Below are 17,917 nucleotides of genomic sequence, written 5' to 3' on the forward strand. Positions count from 1 at the left end.
GTATCCTGTGCGAATGGCCCGGATCCTCATCCTCGCTCTCGTCTTCGCGCTTCTTTCATGGTGGCTGCACCGCCGCCTGGTGCGCGCCACGGATCTCCGGCGGGGATGGCGCATCGCGGCGGCGCTGGTGGTCGTCGCCGGCGGGGTGCTCACGGTGATAGGCGCGGGCAGTGGGAGCGTGTTCGCTCCCGCGTGGGCGCGCCTGCCGGCATTTGCGGGCTGGGTGTGGGCCGGAACGGTCTTCTACCTCGTGCTCGGCCTGCTGCCTCTCGCCGTTCTGTGCGTGGTCGCTGCCGTCGTCCGCCGGATCCGCAAGCGCGAGCGCAGGTCCCGACGCGCGGTGCGTATCGCCACCGCCGCAGTCGTGCTCGCGGCGTGTGGCACCGCGGGGTACGGGGTCACCGCGGCCGCGTCGCCCTCGATTGTGGGTGTCCGCATACCGCTGGACCGCCTTCCGCCCGGATTCGACGGTGTGCGAATAGCTTTCGTCTCTGACTTGCACGTGGGTCCCAGTCGTGGTGCCGGTTTCACGCAGAAGGTGGCCGACCTCGTGGCGGCGCAGCACCCTGATCTGATCGCGTTCGGCGGCGATCTCACGGACGGCACGGTGGATCGTGTGGGCGATACCCTGAAACCGCTTGCGCCGCTGAGGGCTCCGCTCGGCGTGTTCGGGGTGAGTGGCAACCACGAGTTCTACTCGGACGACGCCGGGCGCTGGCTGGACGCATGGCAACGCGTGGGTATACGGCCCCTGCGTAACGCGCGGGTGAGCCTCGTGCGGAACGGCAGTCGGATCGACCTCGCCGGGATCCACGACTACTCGGGGCGGTCGCCGAACGCGCCCGATCTGAAAGCTGCGCTCGCCGGCCACGACCCGCGCGCGTTCACGCTGCTGCTGGCTCACGAGCCGCGGCAGGCACTTGCGACGAACCGTAGGGGAGCGGGGCCGGTAGACCTCCAGCTGTCCGGCCACACGCACGGCGGGCAGCTGTGGCCGCTGCGGTACCTGGTTCCGCTGCAACAGCCCTCGGTCGAGGGGCTGGCATGGGTCGACGGGACGGCGGTCTACACGACGCGTGGCGTCGGCGCCTGGGGGCCGCCGATGCGCGTCGGCGCGCCGCCGGAGATCACCCTGCTGACTCTCGTCCGCACGGCCGCGACTCGGAAGTAGTCGCTGGCACGGACTCTACTGTCAGGGTACCTTGACAGCATGACGTTCTCCGCGTGGTGGCACGAGGGCGAGCGGGTGTGGCGACGGCTGGCCGGCCACCCCGCGGGTCCGCAGACGAGCGACGACGCGCTGGGCGCCCTGTCCGACATCGCAGCGCTGCGGCGAGTGCTCGACCAGGCGGAACTCGCGGCGGTACGCCTCGCGCGGCGCGGCCAGACGTCGTGGACGGAGATCGCGACGAGCCTGGGCGTGAGCCGCCAGGCGGCGTGGGAGCGGTGGCGGGAGATCGACCGTACGCCCGATCCCGAGCGGACTCCCGATCCGCCGGGTAGAGAGGTCGCAGACTGGGAGCTGGACCTGCTCGACGCGGCTGAGCGACGGGCCCGCAAGTACGAGAACGTCGCGGTGCCGGATGTGATCGGCATGCAGTGGCCCGCGGCGCGGGCGCGCATCGTCGGGCAGGACCTACTGCCGAAGGTCGTCTCGCCCGCGGGTCCGGAGCCGGCGGCGGACGATGCGGCGTGGGTCGTGACGGATCAGTCCCCGGAGTCGGGCGCGAGGGCGCTCAATCGCACACCGGTCCGTGTGTGGCTGCGGCCCGACGGCGACGCGGGCGTGCGCGAGCCCCGTCGGCCCCGTCCTACACCGCGCCAGATGCGGGAGACGAAGGAGCCCGATCCCGCCGCCTGATCCGCCGTCGGGAGAACGGCTGTTAACCTGGCGCCGTGACAGAGGACACAGAATCCCTGGTAGAGAAGGTGCGCGCGGCGTATGCCGCCGTCACCGACGAGGCTCGCGCCGACAAGGTCGCGAAACAGCACGCACGGGGGCGTCAGACGGCGCGGGAACGGGTTGCACAGCTGGCGAACGGCGGCTTCTACGAGTTCGGCGCGCTTGCCGGGCCCGGTCCTGCGCAGGGCGGGGCCGCTCCGCTCGTCGCGCCGGGCGACGGGGTCGTCACGGGGATCGCCTACATCGACGGCCGTCCCGTGGCGCTCGCGGCATTCGACTTCACGGTCCTCGGTGGGAGCAACGGTGCCACCGGCATGGCGAAGCTCGAGCGTTGCGCCGAGCGGGCGCTGCTCGACGAGATCCCGCTCGTCATGCTCATGGACGGCGGCGGCCACCGCATGCAGGAGGCCCTCGACTCCCGGCTCGCCGCACCCGGCTCGCGGCTGCTCATGCGGCTCGCCGACCTGTCCGGTCACGTACCGCTCGTCGCCGCGATGATGGGCCCGGGCTTCGGTGCCCCTGCCAACCTCGCGGCCTGCTGTGACTTCGTCGCCATCGTGCGTGGCGTGGGCACGATCGGTATGTCGTCCGCTCCGCTCGTGCAGGCGGCGACGGGGGAGGAACTGACGAATGAGGAGATCGGCGGCGCGGACGTGCAGGCTCCTCGTGGAGTCGTCGACGTGGTTGCGGACGACGAGAACGAGGCTCTCGACGCGATCCGCGCATACCTGTCGTACCTCCCGCCGTCGGGGTCCGGCACTCCCGTCCTGGCCGCCGGCCCGCACGAGCCGGGAGACGCTGCCGCCGAGATCGACACCCTCGTCCCGGCATCCATGCGCCAGGCCTACGACGTGGTCGACGTCCTGGAGGCGCTGTCCGACCGGGACACCGTGTTCGAGCTCAAGCGGCTGCACGCGCCCAACATCGTTACCGCGTTCGCCCGGATCGGCGGCCGACCCGTCGGTTTCGTCGCCAACCAGCCCCGCGTCCACGCCGGCGCTCTGGACAGCGCCGCCTGCGAGAAGGCGGCGCACTTCGTCGCGGTGTGTGACGCGTTCGGTCTGCCGCTGGTCGTGCTGATCGATCTGCCCGGCTTCCTCGTCGGTGCGAGCGCCGAGGAGAGCGGACTGGTACGCAGGAGTGCCCGTCTCGGGTACGAGCTCGCGAATGCGACGGTGCCACGTTTCGTAGTCACCACGCGCAAGGCCTACGGTGCCGCCTACATCGTGATGGGCGGCGGGCGCAGCATCGAGGCCGACCTGTCGCTGGCGTGGCCCACCGCGGAGATCTGCGCGATCCCCATCGAGAGCGCCGTCGATCTGGCCTTCCGCGGCGACTACGAGAACGCGCCCGACCCGCAGGCGCGCCGGGCCGACCTCATCACCCTCTTCCAGGCCAATGTCGACCCGCTGCTGGCGGCCGACGGATTCGGCATCGACGACATCGTGCTGCCGTCGGCGACGCGGGGGCTGCTCATCGAGGCCCTCGGACGCGTCAGACCCCGGCGCCCGCTCCGCGTCCCACACAAGCGGCGCTCGATATCGCCCATCTGACGCCGAATCGGGCGAGGCGTCGCTACGGGTGGGAATTCGACGCGCCGGTCTGTGCGTAGCGTCACGGCGGCATAATGTAGCCACCGCGTATTACAGGCGTTTGTTCGAATGGATTCCGACAACAGTGGAGGCCGAGAGAAACTCATGAGTGATCAGAAGTCGCAGACCATCATCTACACGCTGACCGACGAGGCACCGCGCCTTGCGACCGCGTCGTTCCTTCCGATCATTCGGACATTCGCCGAGCCCGCGGGCATCGAGGTCGAGACCACCGACATCTCGGTCGCCTCACGCATCCTGGCTACGTTCGCCGACTACCTCACCGACGAGCAGAAGGTGCCGGACAACCTGGCCGAGCTCGGCCGACTCACTCAGGAACCCAGCACCAACATCATCAAGCTCCCCAACATCAGTGCCTCGGTGCCGCAGCTGCTGGCGGCGATCAAGGAGTTGCAGGGCAAGGGCTACAAGATCCCCGACTTCCCATCCAGCCCCTCGACGCCCGAGGAGGAGGAGATCCGCGCCCGCTATTCCACTGTTCTCGGCAGTGCCGTGAATCCTGTTCTGCGCCAGGGTAACTCCGACCGCCGTGCCCCGAAGGCCGTCAAGGAGTATGCGCGGAAGTACCCGCACAGCATGGGTGAGTGGTCGCCGGCCTCCCGCAGTCACGTGTCGCACATGCGCGAGGGCGACTTCTACCACGGCGAGAAGTCGATCACGCTGGACCGCGACCGCGACGTCCGCATGGAGCTGGTCACCAAGAGCGGCGAGAAGATCGTGCTCAAGCCGAGTGTGGAGGTCGGCAAGGGCGACGTCATGGACAGCATGTTCATGAGCAAGAAGGCTCTCCTGAAGTTCTACGAGGACCAGATGGAGGACGCCCGCAAGACCGGCGTCATGTTCTCCCTGCACGTCAAGGCGACCATGATGAAGGTCAGCCATCCCATCGTGTTCGGCCACGCAGTCCGCACCTTCTACAAGGATGCGTTCGAGAAGCACCAGCAACTGTTCGACGAGCTCGGCGTCAACGTCAACAACGGCCTCGCCGACCTGTACGACAAGATCGCTACGCTGCCGGCGAGCAAGCGCGAGGAGATCGTCGACGACCTGCACAAGTGCCACGAGCACCGCCCGGAGCTGGCGATGGTGGACTCGGCCCGCGGCATCTCCAATTTCCACTCGCCGTCCGACGTGATCGTCGATGCGTCGATGCCGGCCATGATCCGCGCGGGAGGCAAGATGTACGGCGCCGACGGCAGGCAGAAGGATGCCAAGGCCGTCATGCCGGAGTCCACGTTCGCGCGGATCTACCAGGAGATCATCAACTTCTGTAAGACCAACGGTGCATTCGACCCCACCACGATGGGCACAGTGCCGAACGTCGGTCTCATGGCGCAGAAGGCCGAGGAGTACGGCTCCCACGACAAGACCTTCGAGATCCCCGAAGCCGGCGAGGCCAACTTCGTCGACAACGACACGGGCGAGATCGTCCTCTCGGAGACGGTCGAGGAGGGCGATATCTGGCGTATGTGCAACGTCAAGGACGCCCCCATCCGCGACTGGGTCAAGCTCGCCGTCACCCGGGCCCGTAACTCGGGCATGCCCGTCATCTTCTGGCTGGATCCGTACCGCCCGCACGAGAACCAGCTGATCCACAAGGTCAACGAGTACCTGAAGGAGCACGACACGGAGGGGCTGGACATCCAGATCATGTCCCAGGTACGTGCGATGCGGTACACGCTCGAGCGCGCCGTTCGCGGCCTCGACACGATCTCGGCCACCGGAAACATCCTGCGTGACTACCTGACCGACCTGTTCCCGATCCTCGAGCTCGGCACCAGCGCGAAGATGCTCTCGATCGTCCCGCTCATGGCAGGTGGCGGCATGTACGAGACCGGTGCAGGCGGCTCCGCCCCGAAGCACGTCAAGCAGCTACTGGAGGAGAACCATCTCCGTTGGGACTCGCTCGGCGAGTTCCTCGCGCTCGCCGTCAGCCTCGAGGAGGTCGGGCAGAAGAACGACAACCCGAAGGCCGTCGTGGTGGCGAAGGCGCTCGACGCGGCCACCGGCAAGCTCCTCGACACGAACAAGGCGCCGTCGCGCAACACCGGAGAGCTCGACAACCGTGGCAGCCAGTTCTACCTCGCCCTGTACTGGGCGCAGGAGCTGGCGACCCAGACGGAAGACGCCGAGCTGGCCGCGAAGTTCGCGCCGCTCGCTGACAAGCTCGCCGCCGACGAGGACAAGATCATCGCGGAGCTGAGCGAGGCGCAGGGCCGCCCGGTAGATATCGGCGGGTACTACCAGATCGACCAGGACAAGACCAACCGGATCATGCGTCCCAGCTCGACTTTCAATGCGGACCTGGAGACCGTCGAGCCCTGACCGGCTCGGATTCCGGCCCGAGCAGTTCGATCTTCTCTACCCTCTCAAACATATAGCGCACCCCGGGGCTTGCGGCAAGACCCCGGGGTGCGCGCACACTCTCTGCTCGACGCCCGTGTCCGGCGGGCCGAGGGGAGTGGACGAATGCCTGACGTGATCGTGGTGGGTGCGGGACCGACGGGCCTGATGCTGGCGATCGAATTGCGTATGCGCGGCGTAGACGTGGCGGTGCTGGAACGGGATCCGGAACCGACGACCGTGGTGCGGGCTCTCGGCATGCATGTGCGCAGTATCGAGATCATGGACCAGCGGGGTCTCCTGGCCGAGATGTTGGAACGCGGCACGAAGCACCCCTTGCGTGGGTTCCTCACGAGCACCGCCGCCCTACGTGAAGAGGACATGGATACGGCGCACCCCTATGTACTCGGTCTGCCGCAGCCGGTGATCGACCGGGTGCTGGAGGATCACGCCGTGCAGCTCGGCGTCGAGATCCGCAGGGGCGCAGAGGTAGTCGCCGTTCAGCAGGACCCGGACGGTGTGACCGCCGGACTCGGTGACGGTGCCGATGTGAGAGGGCGGTATCTGGTCGCCTGCGACGGGGGGCGCAGCACGGTTCGCAGGCTCATCGGCGTCGGGTTCCCGGGTGAGCCCAGTCGCAGCGACACGCTGATCGCCGAGGCGGAGCTCGCGATGGCGCCGGATGAGGTGGCGGCGGTGAACGCCGAGGTGCGCAAGGCCCAGATGTTCTTCGGGGCCGGTCCGCTGCCGGGAGGGGGATACCGCATCCTCGTACCCGCCGAAGGGGTCGCCGAGAACCGCACCACGCCACCCACACTCGACGAGTTCCGAGCACGCCTGCGTGTGATCGCCGGAACCGACCTGGGCATGCACTCCCCGCGTTGGCTGTCGCGGTTCGGCGACGCCACGAGGCTGGCCGAGCGCTACCGCGAAGGCCGGGTACTGCTGGCCGGCGACGCTGCTCATATCCACCCTCCCGTCGGCGGGCAGGGGCTGAATCTGGGTGTGCAGGACGCGTTCAATCTCGGGTGGAAGCTCGCGGCCGCGGTGGTGGGACGTGCCCCGAACGATCTACTCGACACGTACGAGCGGGAGCGCAGGCAGGTCGCGGGACGGGTCCTGGATTTCACGCGCGTGCTGAAACGGACGCGGGCCGACGACTCCGACGCCCGGGCGCTACGCAGTCTGATGGACGAGCTGGGCGCGCTACCAGACGTCGCGCGGTATCTCGCAGAGCGGCTGGGCGCCGTCGACATCCGGTACGACCTCGGCGACGAACACGGCATCGTGGGACGCCGGCTGCGTGACGTGTCGCTGCCGGGTGGCCGACTGTACGAGCAACTGCGAGCCGGTCGAGGCCTGCTGCTCGACCGCACCGGGCGGCTCGCGGTGACACCGTGGGCGGGTCTGGTCGACCGTGCGGATGCCGACGGGGACGAGGCCGGACGTGTGCTCTGCGGCAGGTCGGCGGCGCTGTTGCGTCCCGACGGGTACGTGGCGTGGGCGGGTGTCGATCAGACCGGCCTCGATGAGGCATGCCGGCGGTGGTTCGGTGCGATCGGGGCGGTGAGCCTCGACTAAATGGAAACGGTTACCATTAATGGATGACCACTTCAGCCCTTCCTGTCACCGTCCTGTCCGGGTTCCTCGGAGCCGGAAAGACCACAGTGCTCAATCACATCCTGGCCAACCGTGCGGGCATGCGGGTTGCGGTGATAGTCAACGACATGAGCGAGGTGAACGTCGATGCTGCGCTGGTCGGGCACGGCGGGTTCGATCGGACTACAGAGCGCCTCGTCGAGCTCACCAACGGTTGCATATGCTGCACGTTGCGCGAGGACCTGCTGGAAGCGGTCGGCTCCATCGCGCGCCAGACCGACGACGATGGTAAGCGTCGTTTCGACCATCTCGTGATCGAGTCCACCGGTATCTCCGAGCCGATGCCGGTGGCCGCGACCTTCGATTGGGAGTTCGAGGACGGCACGCGCTTGGGAGACGTCGCCCGACTCGACACGATGGTCACCGTCGTCGACGCCAGCACTTTTCTGCGCGAGCTCGTTCGCGGCGAGCGGCTCGACGAACGCGGTATGGGTGCGGCCGAGGGCGACATCCGGTCGATCTCCGATCTGCTGGTCGATCAGGTCGAGTTCGCCGACGTCGTGCTGTTGTCGAAGACCGACCTGGTGAGTGCTTCGGCGCGGGGCACCGTCGAGGCGACGCTGCGGCGGCTCAATCCGCGGGCACGAGTGCTGGATGCCGAGCACGGGCGCGTCGATCTGCGAGAGGTGTTGGAAACCGGACGATTCGATCACGATGCGGCGAGCGCCGTCGCAGGTTGGGACGACGAGGTGCTGGGCGTCGCGCACGAATCCGAGACCGAGGAGTACGCGATCTCGTCGCTCACCTACCGCTCGGACCGGCCGTTCCACCCGGCGCGCCTTGCGGAATCCCTCGACCAGGTGCGTGCGGTGTTGCGTAGCAAGGGGTTCTGCTGGATCGCGAGCCGCCCCGAGTTCGCGGCGGTGTGGTCGCAGGCGGGCCCGAACCTCACCATAGAGCCCGCCGCATACTGGTCGCAGGTCGACGGAGACGCGGGCCAGGAGCTCGTGGTGATCGGCGTCCGGCTCGACCACGCCCGGATGCGAGGGCTGCTCGACCGGGCGACGCTCACGGACGACGAGTTCGCCCTCGGGCCCGAGAGCTGGCGGTCCCTCCCGGATCCGTTGCCGCGCTGGCAGGGCTCGGTCCACGACCACTGATGGGCATCGCCCGGTCGGCGACCCGCTCTGCCTGCTCGGCGATCTCGTCACGTACCGACCGCGGGGACCTTCACGTCGCCCGGGGCCCGAGTCGCCCACGGCCCCATAGCCCGCGCCGTGCGGATTCAACCCGGTGAGCAGTGTTGCGCCCGCACGGAAGAACCGCTGGCCATGCCTCAGTGATCCACCGTCGTGACCACGCCGTCAAGTGTTGTCGTCGCGGGGATCGTGGACTCGCGGTGAGTGGAGTGGGGCCGGTACCGTGTTGCGCTACAGCGATCTCATGACCGCGGCAAGTGATCGCGGCCCTCGGCCGCGGGAACGACAGGAGCGGGACATGGCGATCGGAACACAGGTGCCGGTGCGGCGGCTCGGATACTGGAGCGTCGTACTTCTCGGCATCAATGCGATCATCGGCGCGGGGATCTTCCTGACCCCGGGAGACGTGATCAAGGCGGCCGGGTCGGGGGCACCTCTGGCGTACCTCATCGCCGCGGCGTTCGCGCTCGTCTTGGCGATGGTGTTCGCGACCGCCGCGCGGTTCGTCACCACCAACGGCGCGTCATATGCCTATACGAAGGCCGGACTCGGCGAACGGCCCGCGATCTACGTCGGCGTCACGCACGCCTTCACCGCGGCGATCGCGTGGGGCACCCTGGCGTCGTTCGTGGTGACCACGTTCCTACAGGTCGCCTTCCCGCACCGGACGTGGTCGAAAGACACCGGCCTGTGGAGCGTCAAGACATTGGTCTTCGTGGTGTTCATCTTGATCCTGCTCGCCATCAACTATTTCGGTAACGCCGCCGTCGCGTGGGCGAACGGTATCTCGACAGTGGCCAAGGTGGCTGCCCTCGCCGTGTTCGTCATCGCTGCCGTGGTGCTCGTCGCGTCGCGCGGCACCAGCAGCTACCACCTGGCTGATCGGCCCCCGGTACACACCGGCAACGGCACGTACTCGCTTCTCGGTTACCTCCCGCTCGGTTCCAGCGATTTCGCGAGCATCGTGCTCGCGGTCATCGTCGCCCTGTACGCCTACACGGGATTCGAGTCCATCGCCAACGCGGCCGAGGAGATGCACGAACCCGACAAGACGTTGCCGCGGGCGATCCCCGTGGCCGTGTCGATCGTCGCGGTCGCGTACCTTGCTGCGATCGTCGCGGGGATGCTCCTGGCGCCGGACAAGATCGCGACGTCGGACGAGACCGTCAGGCTTGCGGCGGCGATCTCCAACAACGCGGTGCACGCCGTGATCGTGGTCGGCGCGCTGGTGTCGATGTTCGGTATCAATGTGGCGGCGTCGTTCGGATCCCCACGACTGTTCACTGCGCTGGCGGACAACGGGCTGCTTCCACATGTGCTCTCGAAGAAGGGCCGCTTCGGCGTGCCACTCTTCGCTTTCGGTGTCACGGCGGTTCTAGCCCTCGCGTTCCCTTTGTCGCTGGGCTATGACACGTCGAGCCTTACGGGACTCGCGGTCATCGCGCGGTTCGTGCAGTATCTCATCGTGCCGATCGCAGTATGGCGGCTCGCGTCGAGCGCCGACGTACGCTGGGCCGGCGTGCGGACCGGGCTGCTCACCGGTCGCGTGCTGCCCGTCGCGGCGTTCGTGTTCTCGCTGTTCCTGCTGGTGTCGTTCAACTTCAAGAGCATCTTCGAGCACGCGGGCGGCGGCGCCAACGTCCTTTCCATCGCGCTACTGCTCATCGGCTTCGTCCTGGTGCCGGCCCTCGCGTACGTGGCCGATGCGCGGCGACGCGCCTAGGAACGGTCCGCTACCACGATCCGGCCCATGTGCCGGCCGACCCGGCGGCTGGATATGCCCAGCCGGCGCGCGACGTCGTTGAGGTCCTCGTCAGTCGATACGCGGAAGCCGTTGCCCGCTAACAGATCACGAATCTCGTCCGGTGCCCAGGCAGAGATGTGCGGCTCACCGGCGAGTGGGTCGTATGCGCCGAGGACGCGCGCGGCCGCCCGGACCGCCCTAGCGGCGATGCCGGCAAGGACGTTGGACGTCGAATACGTGGCTATCAGCCGGCTCGTCGCGGCCGAACGTGCCTGCACCACTGCGAGGGTCGCGGTCACAGCATCGTCCGTGAGGTAGGGGAGTACGCCCTCCCACACCCACGTCGTAGGTGCGAACGGGTCGTGCCCCGCACCGGCGAGTGCGGTCGCGAGCGAGTCGTGTCGGAAGTCGACCGGCACGTACTCGAGGCGCCGTGCGATCGGGACGAATTCGCCGACGCGAGAGCGCTTGTCCTGCTGCGTGAGTGGATGATCCACTTCGAACACCGACACGTCCCGCAGGCAGTCGAGCCGATATGCTCGTGCATCGAGACCCGCGCCGAGCACTACGATCTGTGAGTGTCGGGCCTCCCGGATCGCGTCGTCGATGGCCACGGTGCGGGCGGCGAGAACCGTCGAGCTGCCTTCGACGAATCCGTCCCGCATCCTGTCTCGCCAGTCGTCTGCCTGCGTGCCCGCGCGCACCCGGTCGACGGGCATCCGCTCGTTGTCCAGCAACAGCTGCCAGGCCACGGGGTCGCCGAACCTGCCCGGGGCCAGACGCCCGTCGGCGACCGCTCGAGCCTGGCACACGAGCACAGCCGTCCTGCTCGCCTCACCCTCCATACCCGTCTCCTTACTCTCGGAGACCAGGCTACCGGCGCTGCTCACGGCGGACCTGCTGACAGCGGCTCCGCCCAGCGCGGATCGGGCGGCGCACAACGCGTTCGGCGGGCCACGATCGTGGCATGAGCGAACAGTCAGCCCCCCGATTCACCGAACGTGTACGGCGTGAGCTGTACGAGCACAGGGTGCTCGTACTCGACGGCCCACTCGACGACGACAACGGCGCGCTCCTCGCGACGCAGCTGCTCGCGCTCGCGGCCGACGACCCGGCCGACGTCGCGCTCTGGATCCACTCGCCGGGCGGCTCGGTACCGTCGATGCTGGCGATCCGCGACGTCATGCGCCTCGTGCCCTGCGAGGTGTCCACTCTCGTCCTCGGGATCGCATACAGCGCAGGGCAGTTCCTGCTGTCCGCGGGTGCGCCTGGGAAGCGGCGCGCGCTGCCGCATGCGCGGGTCCTCATGCACCAGGGGTCGGCCGGGATAGGGGGTTCCGCCGTCGACATCGAGCTACAGGCCGGTGACCTGCGCTATACCCGCGACACGGTGCTGGGCCTCATCGCAGCCGATACCGGACAGCCGCCCGAGAGGATCTTCGAGGACTCGCTCCACGACCGCTGGTACACCGCCCGAGAGGCGCAGGTGTACGGCTTCATCGACGAGATAGTCACGGACTTCGATGATGTGGTGCCAGGGCGGCGTCGGCGCGCGGGATTCGATCTGACGGGAGCGACACGATGAGCACTTACACGATCCCCAACGTCGTCGAACGCCGGCCAGAGGGCGAGCGCATCACCGACGTCTACTCGCACCTGTTGTCCGAGCGGGTCGTGTACCTCGGCACAGCGATCGACGCGGGAGTCGCGAATGCCCTGGTGGCACAGCTGCTCTACCTGGAGTCGGATAACCCCGATCGAGACATCCAGCTGTACATCAACTGCGAGGGCGGTGACCCGGCGGCGATGCTCGCGGTGTACGACACGATCCGGTATATCAAGGCCCCGGTCGCCACGACGTGCGTGGGTCAGGCGGTCGCCGTCGGCGCGGTGCTGCTTGCAGCCGGCGTCTCGGGAAGGCGGGTAGCGTTGCCGCACGCGCGAATTGTGTTGCACCAGCCCGCGGCGCAGGGCCGCGGAGCTATTCCGGACCTCATCCTGCAGGCCGACGAGGTGGTACGGGTACGCGGAGAGATCGAGAAGATCCTCGCCCGGCACACCGGGCAGACCACCGAATCGCTGCGTGCCGACACAGATCACGACCGGGTCTTCACCGCTGAGGCCGCGCGCGAGTACGGGCTGATCGACGGGGTCATCGAGGAGCGGTGATCACGCCGCGAGAGCGAGTGCGAACGCCTGCGGCGCTGCCGGGCGCCGAGGCTCGCCGGTCTTGAGGCGCTCGCCGACCGCCACGGCCAGATCGCCGACCTCGACGTCGAGGGCCCCGGCGACCGCGGCGATCATCTCGCTCGACGGATCCTTGATGCCGCGCTCGATCTCCGAGAGGTACTGGGGCGAGACGCCCGCGCGGCGTGCGGTGTCGACGAGCCGCTCGCCCCGACCCTGACGGAGGCCGCGCAGGTGGGCGCCCAGTTCGTCGCGGAAGAGCGTCTGGCGCGTGAGCAGTACGACGGTCATGGCCTCAGGGTAGGCCGCTCACTCGCCACCCGTCGCCCGCGCTGCTCTCAGCAGACATCACGCTGAGGGCCAGCGCGGATGCAGTGGGTCGATCACGTAGGGGTGTGCGTGCTGGAAGCCGCCGTCGACCGCTACCGCGCCCCGCACATGGGCAGTGCCCGCGAACTCGGGTGGGTGGACGTGTGCGAGCTCCGCGGGCTCGTGGTGGGACCAGCATGTGAACCCGACGGCGGTCCCCGCCACAGCCAGGACCGTGAGGATCAGCCAGGTGGCGGTGAAGCCGGCCGCGGTCGCGACCCACCCGGCGATCGGGTATGTCACGAGCCAGCAAGCGTGCGACAGCGAGAACTGCGCGGCGAACAGTGCGGGGCGGTCGCCGCCGTCGCTGGATCGGCGCAGCACCCGGCCGACGGGCGTGAGCGCCGCGACCGTCCCGGCGCCGATGGTCACCCACAGGGCCACCAGCGTGCGCCAGCCGAGCGCGTCGGCGGCGGATACCGCCGTCAAGACGACGCCCGCGCAGCTGAGTGTTGCCGCGCCGCCCACCATGAGCGAACGCGTGGAGATGCGCTGTAGCAGCCACGGAACGGCGAGAGCCACGACGAGTGCCCCCGCTCCATTGGCTGTCAGCAGCCATGCGACATCCGCCTCGGGCCGTCCCAGTCGCTGCTGGACCAGGTTCACGGTGTTCACCATGATCACCGCGCCGACCGCCGCGACGGAGAGGTTCAAGCCGAGCACGCCCCGCAGGCGCGGGGTCGCCGCGAATATCCGGATCCCGGAGACGATGCGGTCGCGCACGCCGTACCGAGCCGATGGCGCCGCATCGGGTACGCGGGTGGACGCGACGAGCGCCGCGGACGCCAGGAAGCCTGCGGCGGTCGCGGCGAACAGCCAGTGAAAGTTCACGACGCTGACCAGGATCGCGGTCAGCAGCGGGCTGAGCAGTGTCTCCATGGTCGACGCCAGCTGGGAGAGCGACAGCGCGCGGGTGTAGTCGCGCTCGTCGGGCAGTAGGTCGGGCAGCACGGCCTGGAACGTCGGGGTGAAGGCCGCCGAAGCCGTCTGGAGGACCGCGATGAGCAGGTACACATGCCAGATGCGGTCGGCCAACGGCAGGGCTGCAACGACGGCGGCCCGCGTCAGGTCGAGGGACACGAGGAGCCTGCGTCGTTCGAAGCGTCCCGCGTACGCGGTGGCGATCGGTGCTACGACGACGTACGCGATCATCTTGACCGCGAGCGCGGTGCCCAGTACGGCTCCCGCGCGCGGACCTGCCAGCTGGTAGGCCAGTAGTCCGAGAGCGACCGTGGCGAGCCCGTTACCGGACAGTGCGACGAGCTGCGCCGTGAACAGGCGTCGATAGTCCCTCATCCCGAACGGTCCCATGGGCGCCTCCTTCGCCTGCCCATCGTATGCCGGATCGTGCGTGACTCCCACAGGCGTGTAACGCATTCGGTGGGCGGCGCGACAAGTCGGATAGCGGTGAAGACGCGGGCCGCGGGGAATCCGGCGTCGACGAGAGATGGGGAATCATGAACGCACGTAGCAGTTTTGCGATAAGGACCGGAGCGATCGCGGCGGGTGTCGCGATCGCGGCGACGGTGTTCGGCACGGGCAGTGCGGCTGCCACGCCCGTCGGCGAGGACGGTTTCGTCCCGGGGCCCGCCTGTGATCACTACTCGTCGCGAGCGAAGGTGATCGCGGAGTCGGGCCAGTCGGCCTTCGTCGTGTGCCACCGGTACAACTCGGCAGGCGACTTCTACTACCGAGGGCTCGCCAAGACCAACGGAAACACCGTGACGGTCGAGGACGTCACCTGGCAGAACGGTGTCTATCGCGCCTGGAACAACGGGTATACGTACACGATCACGCCCGGAAACCTGACCATCGTCGCGCCGAACGGCGCCGTCGTCTCGAACGAGGCGACCTACGACTACCGGTTCGAGAACTACCGCTGATCCGGAGCTCGTTCGTAGGATGACGTCCCGACTTTCGTCGGTGGCCCCGTAGCGCCCTGCGCACTAGCGTGGTCGGCAGTCGAACGAGTCATCGAGGAGGCACCGTGGAGGACACCTGGGAGGGCGTCGTCGTCGGGAAGAAGCGGATCCTGCTGGACGGGTCGAACATGTACCGCCGGTTGAGGATCCGAACCGCCGACGGTGCAGAACGCCGGGTGCGTGTTCCGCGTGACCTGTGGAAGGCGCTCGACGTCGGCGACACCGTGGTGAAGCGCCCAGGCGAGGCGCCCGCGAAGGGGTGATCCGGCGACCAGGCGGGAGCCCCAACCGGGTACGGTCGGCAGCATGCCGGAAGCCGTCACCCGCGGGTGCATCGCGTGAGCGGGACCGTCGCGGTCGTGGGGTCGCTCAACGCGGACCTCACTCTGTACACCGAGCGGATGCCTGCCCCGGGGGAGACGGTGGCCGGCACCGGATTCGAGGTGCATCCGGGCGGCAAGAGCGCCAACCAAGCCGTCGCCGCCGCGCGCCTCGGTGCACGCGTACGGCTCGTCGGGGCGGTGGGTGACGATGCTCATGGTGCGATGCTGCGTGGGTCCGCCGCCGATGCCGGCGTCGACGTAGCCGATGTGCGGACCGTTGCGGGCGTGCCGACCGGCGTCGCCGGAATCACGGTCGACGCGCGCGGCGAGAACAGCATCGTCATCGTCGCCGGAGCGAACGGACGGCTCTCGCCCAGTGACGTACCCGCACGGGCTGTCGACGGTGCCGGAGTCGTCTGTCTCTGCCTCGAGGTCCCGCAGCCGACCGTGCTCGCGGCCGCCCGGGCCGGCCGGCAGGCCGGAGCGACGGTGATCCTCAACCTCTCGCCGTACGCACAGGTTTCGCGCGAACTCGCTGCCGTCACGGATGTGCTGCTGGTGAACGTGCACGAGGCGTCCGAGGTCCTCGGATACCCGCCTGACGGCGACTGGGAGCGGGTTGCTCGAGGGCTCGGCGACGCTGGATTCGGCTGCGCGATAATCACACTCGGTGCCGCCGGCGCGGTGGTGATCGACGGGCGGACTGCCACGTGTATCGCCCCGACGCCCGTCGATGCGGTCGACACCACCGGGGCGGGGGACGCTTTCACAGGAGCCCTGGCTGCGCAGCTAGCCGATGGTGAATCCGTGGAGCGCGCAGCGCGATTCGCCTCGGCGGCCGCCGCGCTCGCAACGACCAGGCGCGGCACTCAGACCGCTTACGCCACGCTCGACGAAGTCCGGGCGCTGCAGCCCGGCATACGGTGACGTCAGTTGACGCAGGGAACGCCGCCGCCGCGGACGTTCGAACCGGTGGAGGGGACGGACACGGAGCCGTCGGACTGCGGCTTCGCCACCGCCTTCGCCTCGCCGTGGACATCAGCTGTTCCGGCGGGCGCCTGGGTGTGCGACGTCGGCGCCGACGGAGGCTGATAGCCGAACGCGGTGCGGACGGTCGAGCGCACCTGCGCGGTGTCGACCAGGTTGACGTCCTGCCCGTCGACAGTCGAGTACGACTTGATCGGCAGCGTGCTGAAACGCAGTTTCTTCAGGCTGAGCCCGTTCATGTCCTGCGCGAACCGGGGGATGTCCCAGCCCGACGACAGCACCACGTCGTCATGTGTCGCGGACACGAGCTTGTCCATCGTGCCCACGTTCGACAGCGTTCCGTTCGACTGGAGTGCGTGCAGCACCGATGCGACGAATGCCTGTTGCCTGTGCGTGCGATCGAGGTCGCCGTTGTCCAGCCCGTGTCGCTGCCGAACGAAGGCGAGGGACTGCGCCGCGTCGAGGTGCTGCACTCCGGCGGGGAATCTCGCGCCCGAGAAGCTGTCGTGGACCGGATGATTCAGGCACACTGTGACCCCGCCCAGGGCCTGCGCGATGTCGTAGAAGCCGATCAGGCTGACTTCCGCGAACCGGTCGATCGGTATGTCGAGGAACTGCTCGACGGTCTTGATCGTCGCGGTGCGGCCGGCCTCCCGGCCCTTCGTCTCGAGCTCGACGGGGTCCGTGACGCCGTCGCCGTGCAGCTCGTCCTCGCGCTGGGCCTTCATCATCCCGTAAGCCTGTTTGATCTTGGCGCGGTGGACGCCGTTGATGCCCTCGACCGGGACGAGGTCATCGCGCGGGACGGACACGGCCGAGACCGACTTCTTGTCTGCCGGGATGTGGACGACGATCAGAGTGTTGGTGTTGTACCCGCCCTCGTCGCCGTCGCCGGCGTGCAGCTGGGACAGCACATCTTCGGGTAGCTGATCGCCGTTGCGGTCCTTACGTGTGTCGAGTCCGATCAGCAGGATGTTCTGGCCCCCGTCGGTGGACCGGGCCCCGCCGGCAGCCGCCAGTGCCGACGAGAGGGAGAACCCTCCGACGACGCGACCCATCAGATACCACGTGGAGCCGGTGATGAGGAGGGCCAGAGCCGCCAGGCAGGCGATCGCCACCTGCGCCCGGCTCAGCCTCGCCGCGGCCGCCGCGGGCGGACCGTCGGACAGGGGAGTGCGTGACGTATCGGGTGGCGCGGGAGGCGGCGTCGGCGGCGTACCGCCGCGCCTACGCGGCGCGCGGGCCGGTGCGCGCCGGTCGGACGCCGAGCGGATGCCGGGGTTCGGTTCCCGGAGTCTCGTGCCATCGGCCGGACCGCTCCGGGCCGCGTGTTCCGGTTCCGGAGTCGGGCGCAGACGAGCGGTGCGCTCCTGGCGTTCCCGCGGTGTACGTTCCCGTTTCGCGCGTCGAGCACGCTCCTGGCGTGCTCGATCGCGGGCCGCGCGGTACCGTGCCGCGCCGTCGCGCGGCACGTCACCGAGTTCGGCGTGGTCCCGCGCTACGCGCTCCGCGTCGGCGGATTCGCCGTCGAAGGGGCGACGTTCGCGCCGCGCCGCGGACGCGGCACCGCGGCGCGAACGTTCGGGGCGGTCGTGCATGGGCGCCGAGTGTACTGAAGACGCCGGTTCGAACGGGATTGCATCAGTAGACTTTTCCGGCGTTTCGGGTGGCATCGATGTGGTCGATCTCCCGATGAACTCCGCATTCGGCCTCGGCTGTGACGCCCGC

Annotated in this window: 16 protein-coding genes; 12 read left to right on the plus strand and 4 right to left on the minus strand. The window is 68.6% G+C overall.

Annotated features, from left to right (window positions below; translation table 11 throughout):
- Positions 1-13 precede the first annotated feature (13 nt).
- The 7 genes from P0W64_RS17330 to P0W64_RS17360 all read left to right on the plus strand — a co-directional run bounded on the left by P0W64_RS17330 (position 14) and on the right by P0W64_RS17360 (position 10,380).
- On the plus strand, positions 14-1,171 hold the full coding sequence (locus P0W64_RS17330) for a metallophosphoesterase (RefSeq protein WP_275481411.1): 1,158 nt from the start codon (positions 14-16) through the stop codon (positions 1,169-1,171).
- 39 nt (positions 1,172-1,210) lie between these two features.
- A complete protein-coding gene (locus P0W64_RS17335; RefSeq protein WP_275481412.1) occupies positions 1,211-1,861 on the plus strand; it encodes a PASTA domain-containing protein in 651 nt (216 codons plus the stop codon).
- 35 nt (positions 1,862-1,896) lie between these two features.
- On the plus strand, positions 1,897-3,456 hold the full coding sequence (locus tag P0W64_RS17340; RefSeq protein ID WP_275481413.1) for a carboxyl transferase domain-containing protein: 1,560 nt from the start codon (positions 1,897-1,899) through the stop codon (positions 3,454-3,456).
- Positions 3,457-3,600: 144 nt separating this feature from the next.
- Positions 3,601-5,841, plus strand: coding sequence for an NADP-dependent isocitrate dehydrogenase (locus tag P0W64_RS17345; RefSeq protein WP_275481414.1), 2,241 nt, complete (start codon positions 3,601-3,603; stop codon positions 5,839-5,841).
- A gap of 144 nt (positions 5,842-5,985) precedes the next feature.
- Positions 5,986-7,440, plus strand: a complete 1,455-nt coding sequence (locus P0W64_RS17350) for an FAD-dependent oxidoreductase (protein WP_275481415.1) — start codon at positions 5,986-5,988, stop codon at positions 7,438-7,440.
- Between the two features lie 23 nt (positions 7,441-7,463).
- Positions 7,464-8,618, plus strand: a complete 1,155-nt coding sequence (locus P0W64_RS17355) for a GTP-binding protein (protein WP_275481416.1) — start codon at positions 7,464-7,466, stop codon at positions 8,616-8,618.
- Between the two features lie 337 nt (positions 8,619-8,955).
- Positions 8,956-10,380 carry an APC family permease gene (locus P0W64_RS17360; protein WP_275481417.1) on the plus strand — a complete coding sequence of 475 codons (1,425 nt, stop codon included), beginning with the start codon at positions 8,956-8,958 and terminating at the stop codon, positions 10,378-10,380.
- Here the strand turns inward: P0W64_RS17360 and P0W64_RS17365 are convergent.
- Positions 10,377-11,291 carry a class I SAM-dependent methyltransferase gene (locus tag P0W64_RS17365; RefSeq protein ID WP_275481418.1) on the minus strand — a complete coding sequence of 305 codons (915 nt, stop codon included), beginning with the start codon at positions 11,289-11,291 and terminating at the stop codon, positions 10,377-10,379. The two genes, P0W64_RS17360 and P0W64_RS17365, sit on opposite strands and share 4 nt — an antisense overlap.
- Positions 11,292-11,368: 77 nt before the next feature.
- Here P0W64_RS17365 and P0W64_RS17370 point away from each other — a divergent pair, with 77 nt between their 5' ends.
- Positions 11,369-11,986 (plus strand): ATP-dependent Clp protease proteolytic subunit, encoded by a 618-nt coding sequence (locus tag P0W64_RS17370; protein ID WP_275481419.1) that lies wholly within the window; start codon positions 11,369-11,371, stop codon positions 11,984-11,986.
- Complete coding sequence (locus P0W64_RS17375; protein ID WP_275481420.1) at positions 11,983-12,570, plus strand: ATP-dependent Clp protease proteolytic subunit; 588 nt, start codon at positions 11,983-11,985, stop codon at positions 12,568-12,570. Before P0W64_RS17370 ends, P0W64_RS17375 begins: the two co-directional genes overlap by 4 nt.
- On the opposite strand, the gene P0W64_RS17380 is transcribed toward P0W64_RS17375, so the two are convergent.
- On the minus strand, positions 12,571-12,879 hold the full coding sequence (locus tag P0W64_RS17380; RefSeq protein WP_275481421.1) for a helix-turn-helix transcriptional regulator: 309 nt from the start codon (positions 12,877-12,879) through the stop codon (positions 12,571-12,573).
- 57 nt (positions 12,880-12,936) lie between these two features.
- Positions 12,937-14,268, minus strand: a complete 1,332-nt coding sequence (locus P0W64_RS17385) for an MFS transporter (protein WP_275481422.1) — start codon at positions 14,266-14,268, stop codon at positions 12,937-12,939.
- Positions 14,269-14,414: 146 nt separating this feature from the next.
- Here P0W64_RS17385 and P0W64_RS17390 point away from each other — a divergent pair, with 146 nt between their 5' ends.
- The 3 genes from P0W64_RS17390 to P0W64_RS17400 all read left to right on the plus strand — a co-directional run bounded on the left by P0W64_RS17390 (position 14,415) and on the right by P0W64_RS17400 (position 16,129).
- Entirely contained in the window at positions 14,415-14,840 is a 426-nt protein-coding gene (locus P0W64_RS17390; protein ID WP_275481423.1) for a hypothetical protein, read from the plus strand.
- Positions 14,841-14,944: 104 nt separating this feature from the next.
- Positions 14,945-15,142, plus strand: coding sequence for a hypothetical protein (locus P0W64_RS17395; protein WP_275481424.1), 198 nt, complete (start codon positions 14,945-14,947; stop codon positions 15,140-15,142).
- 75 nt (positions 15,143-15,217) lie between these two features.
- Positions 15,218-16,129, plus strand: a complete 912-nt coding sequence (locus P0W64_RS17400; RefSeq protein WP_275481425.1) for a ribokinase — start codon at positions 15,218-15,220, stop codon at positions 16,127-16,129.
- Between the two features lie 2 nt (positions 16,130-16,131).
- Here the strand turns inward: P0W64_RS17400 and P0W64_RS17405 are convergent, their stop codons facing one another.
- On the minus strand, positions 16,132-17,787 hold the full coding sequence (locus P0W64_RS17405) for an LCP family protein (protein ID WP_275481426.1): 1,656 nt from the start codon (positions 17,785-17,787) through the stop codon (positions 16,132-16,134).
- Positions 17,788-17,917 lie beyond the last annotated feature (130 nt).

It is taken from the genome of Tsukamurella sp. 8F, assembly GCF_029167375.1.
GTDB lineage: Bacteria > Actinomycetota > Actinomycetes > Mycobacteriales > Mycobacteriaceae > Tsukamurella.

Coding starts and splice junctions, on each gene's coding strand:
- P0W64_RS17330 (WP_275481411.1), top strand. CDS start 14: ATGGCCCGGATCCTCATCCTCGCTCTCGTCTTCGCGCTTCTTTCATGG.
- P0W64_RS17335 (WP_275481412.1), top strand. CDS start 1,211: ATGACGTTCTCCGCGTGGTGGCACGAGGGCGAGCGGGTGTGGCGACGG.
- P0W64_RS17345 (WP_275481414.1), top strand. CDS start 3,601: ATGAGTGATCAGAAGTCGCAGACCATCATCTACACGCTGACCGACGAG.
- P0W64_RS17350 (WP_275481415.1), top strand. CDS start 5,986: ATGCCTGACGTGATCGTGGTGGGTGCGGGACCGACGGGCCTGATGCTG.
- P0W64_RS17355 (WP_275481416.1), top strand. CDS start 7,464: ATGACCACTTCAGCCCTTCCTGTCACCGTCCTGTCCGGGTTCCTCGGA.
- P0W64_RS17360 (WP_275481417.1), top strand. CDS start 8,956: ATGGCGATCGGAACACAGGTGCCGGTGCGGCGGCTCGGATACTGGAGC.
- P0W64_RS17370 (WP_275481419.1), top strand. CDS start 11,369: ATGAGCGAACAGTCAGCCCCCCGATTCACCGAACGTGTACGGCGTGAG.
- P0W64_RS17375 (WP_275481420.1), top strand. CDS start 11,983: ATGAGCACTTACACGATCCCCAACGTCGTCGAACGCCGGCCAGAGGGC.
- P0W64_RS17380 (WP_275481421.1), bottom strand. CDS start 12,879: ATGACCGTCGTACTGCTCACGCGCCAGACGCTCTTCCGCGACGAACTG.
- P0W64_RS17385 (WP_275481422.1), bottom strand. CDS start 14,268: ATGGGACCGTTCGGGATGAGGGACTATCGACGCCTGTTCACGGCGCAG.
- P0W64_RS17390 (WP_275481423.1), top strand. CDS start 14,415: ATGAACGCACGTAGCAGTTTTGCGATAAGGACCGGAGCGATCGCGGCG.
- P0W64_RS17405 (WP_275481426.1), bottom strand. CDS start 17,787: ATGCACGACCGCCCCGAACGTTCGCGCCGCGGTGCCGCGTCCGCGGCG.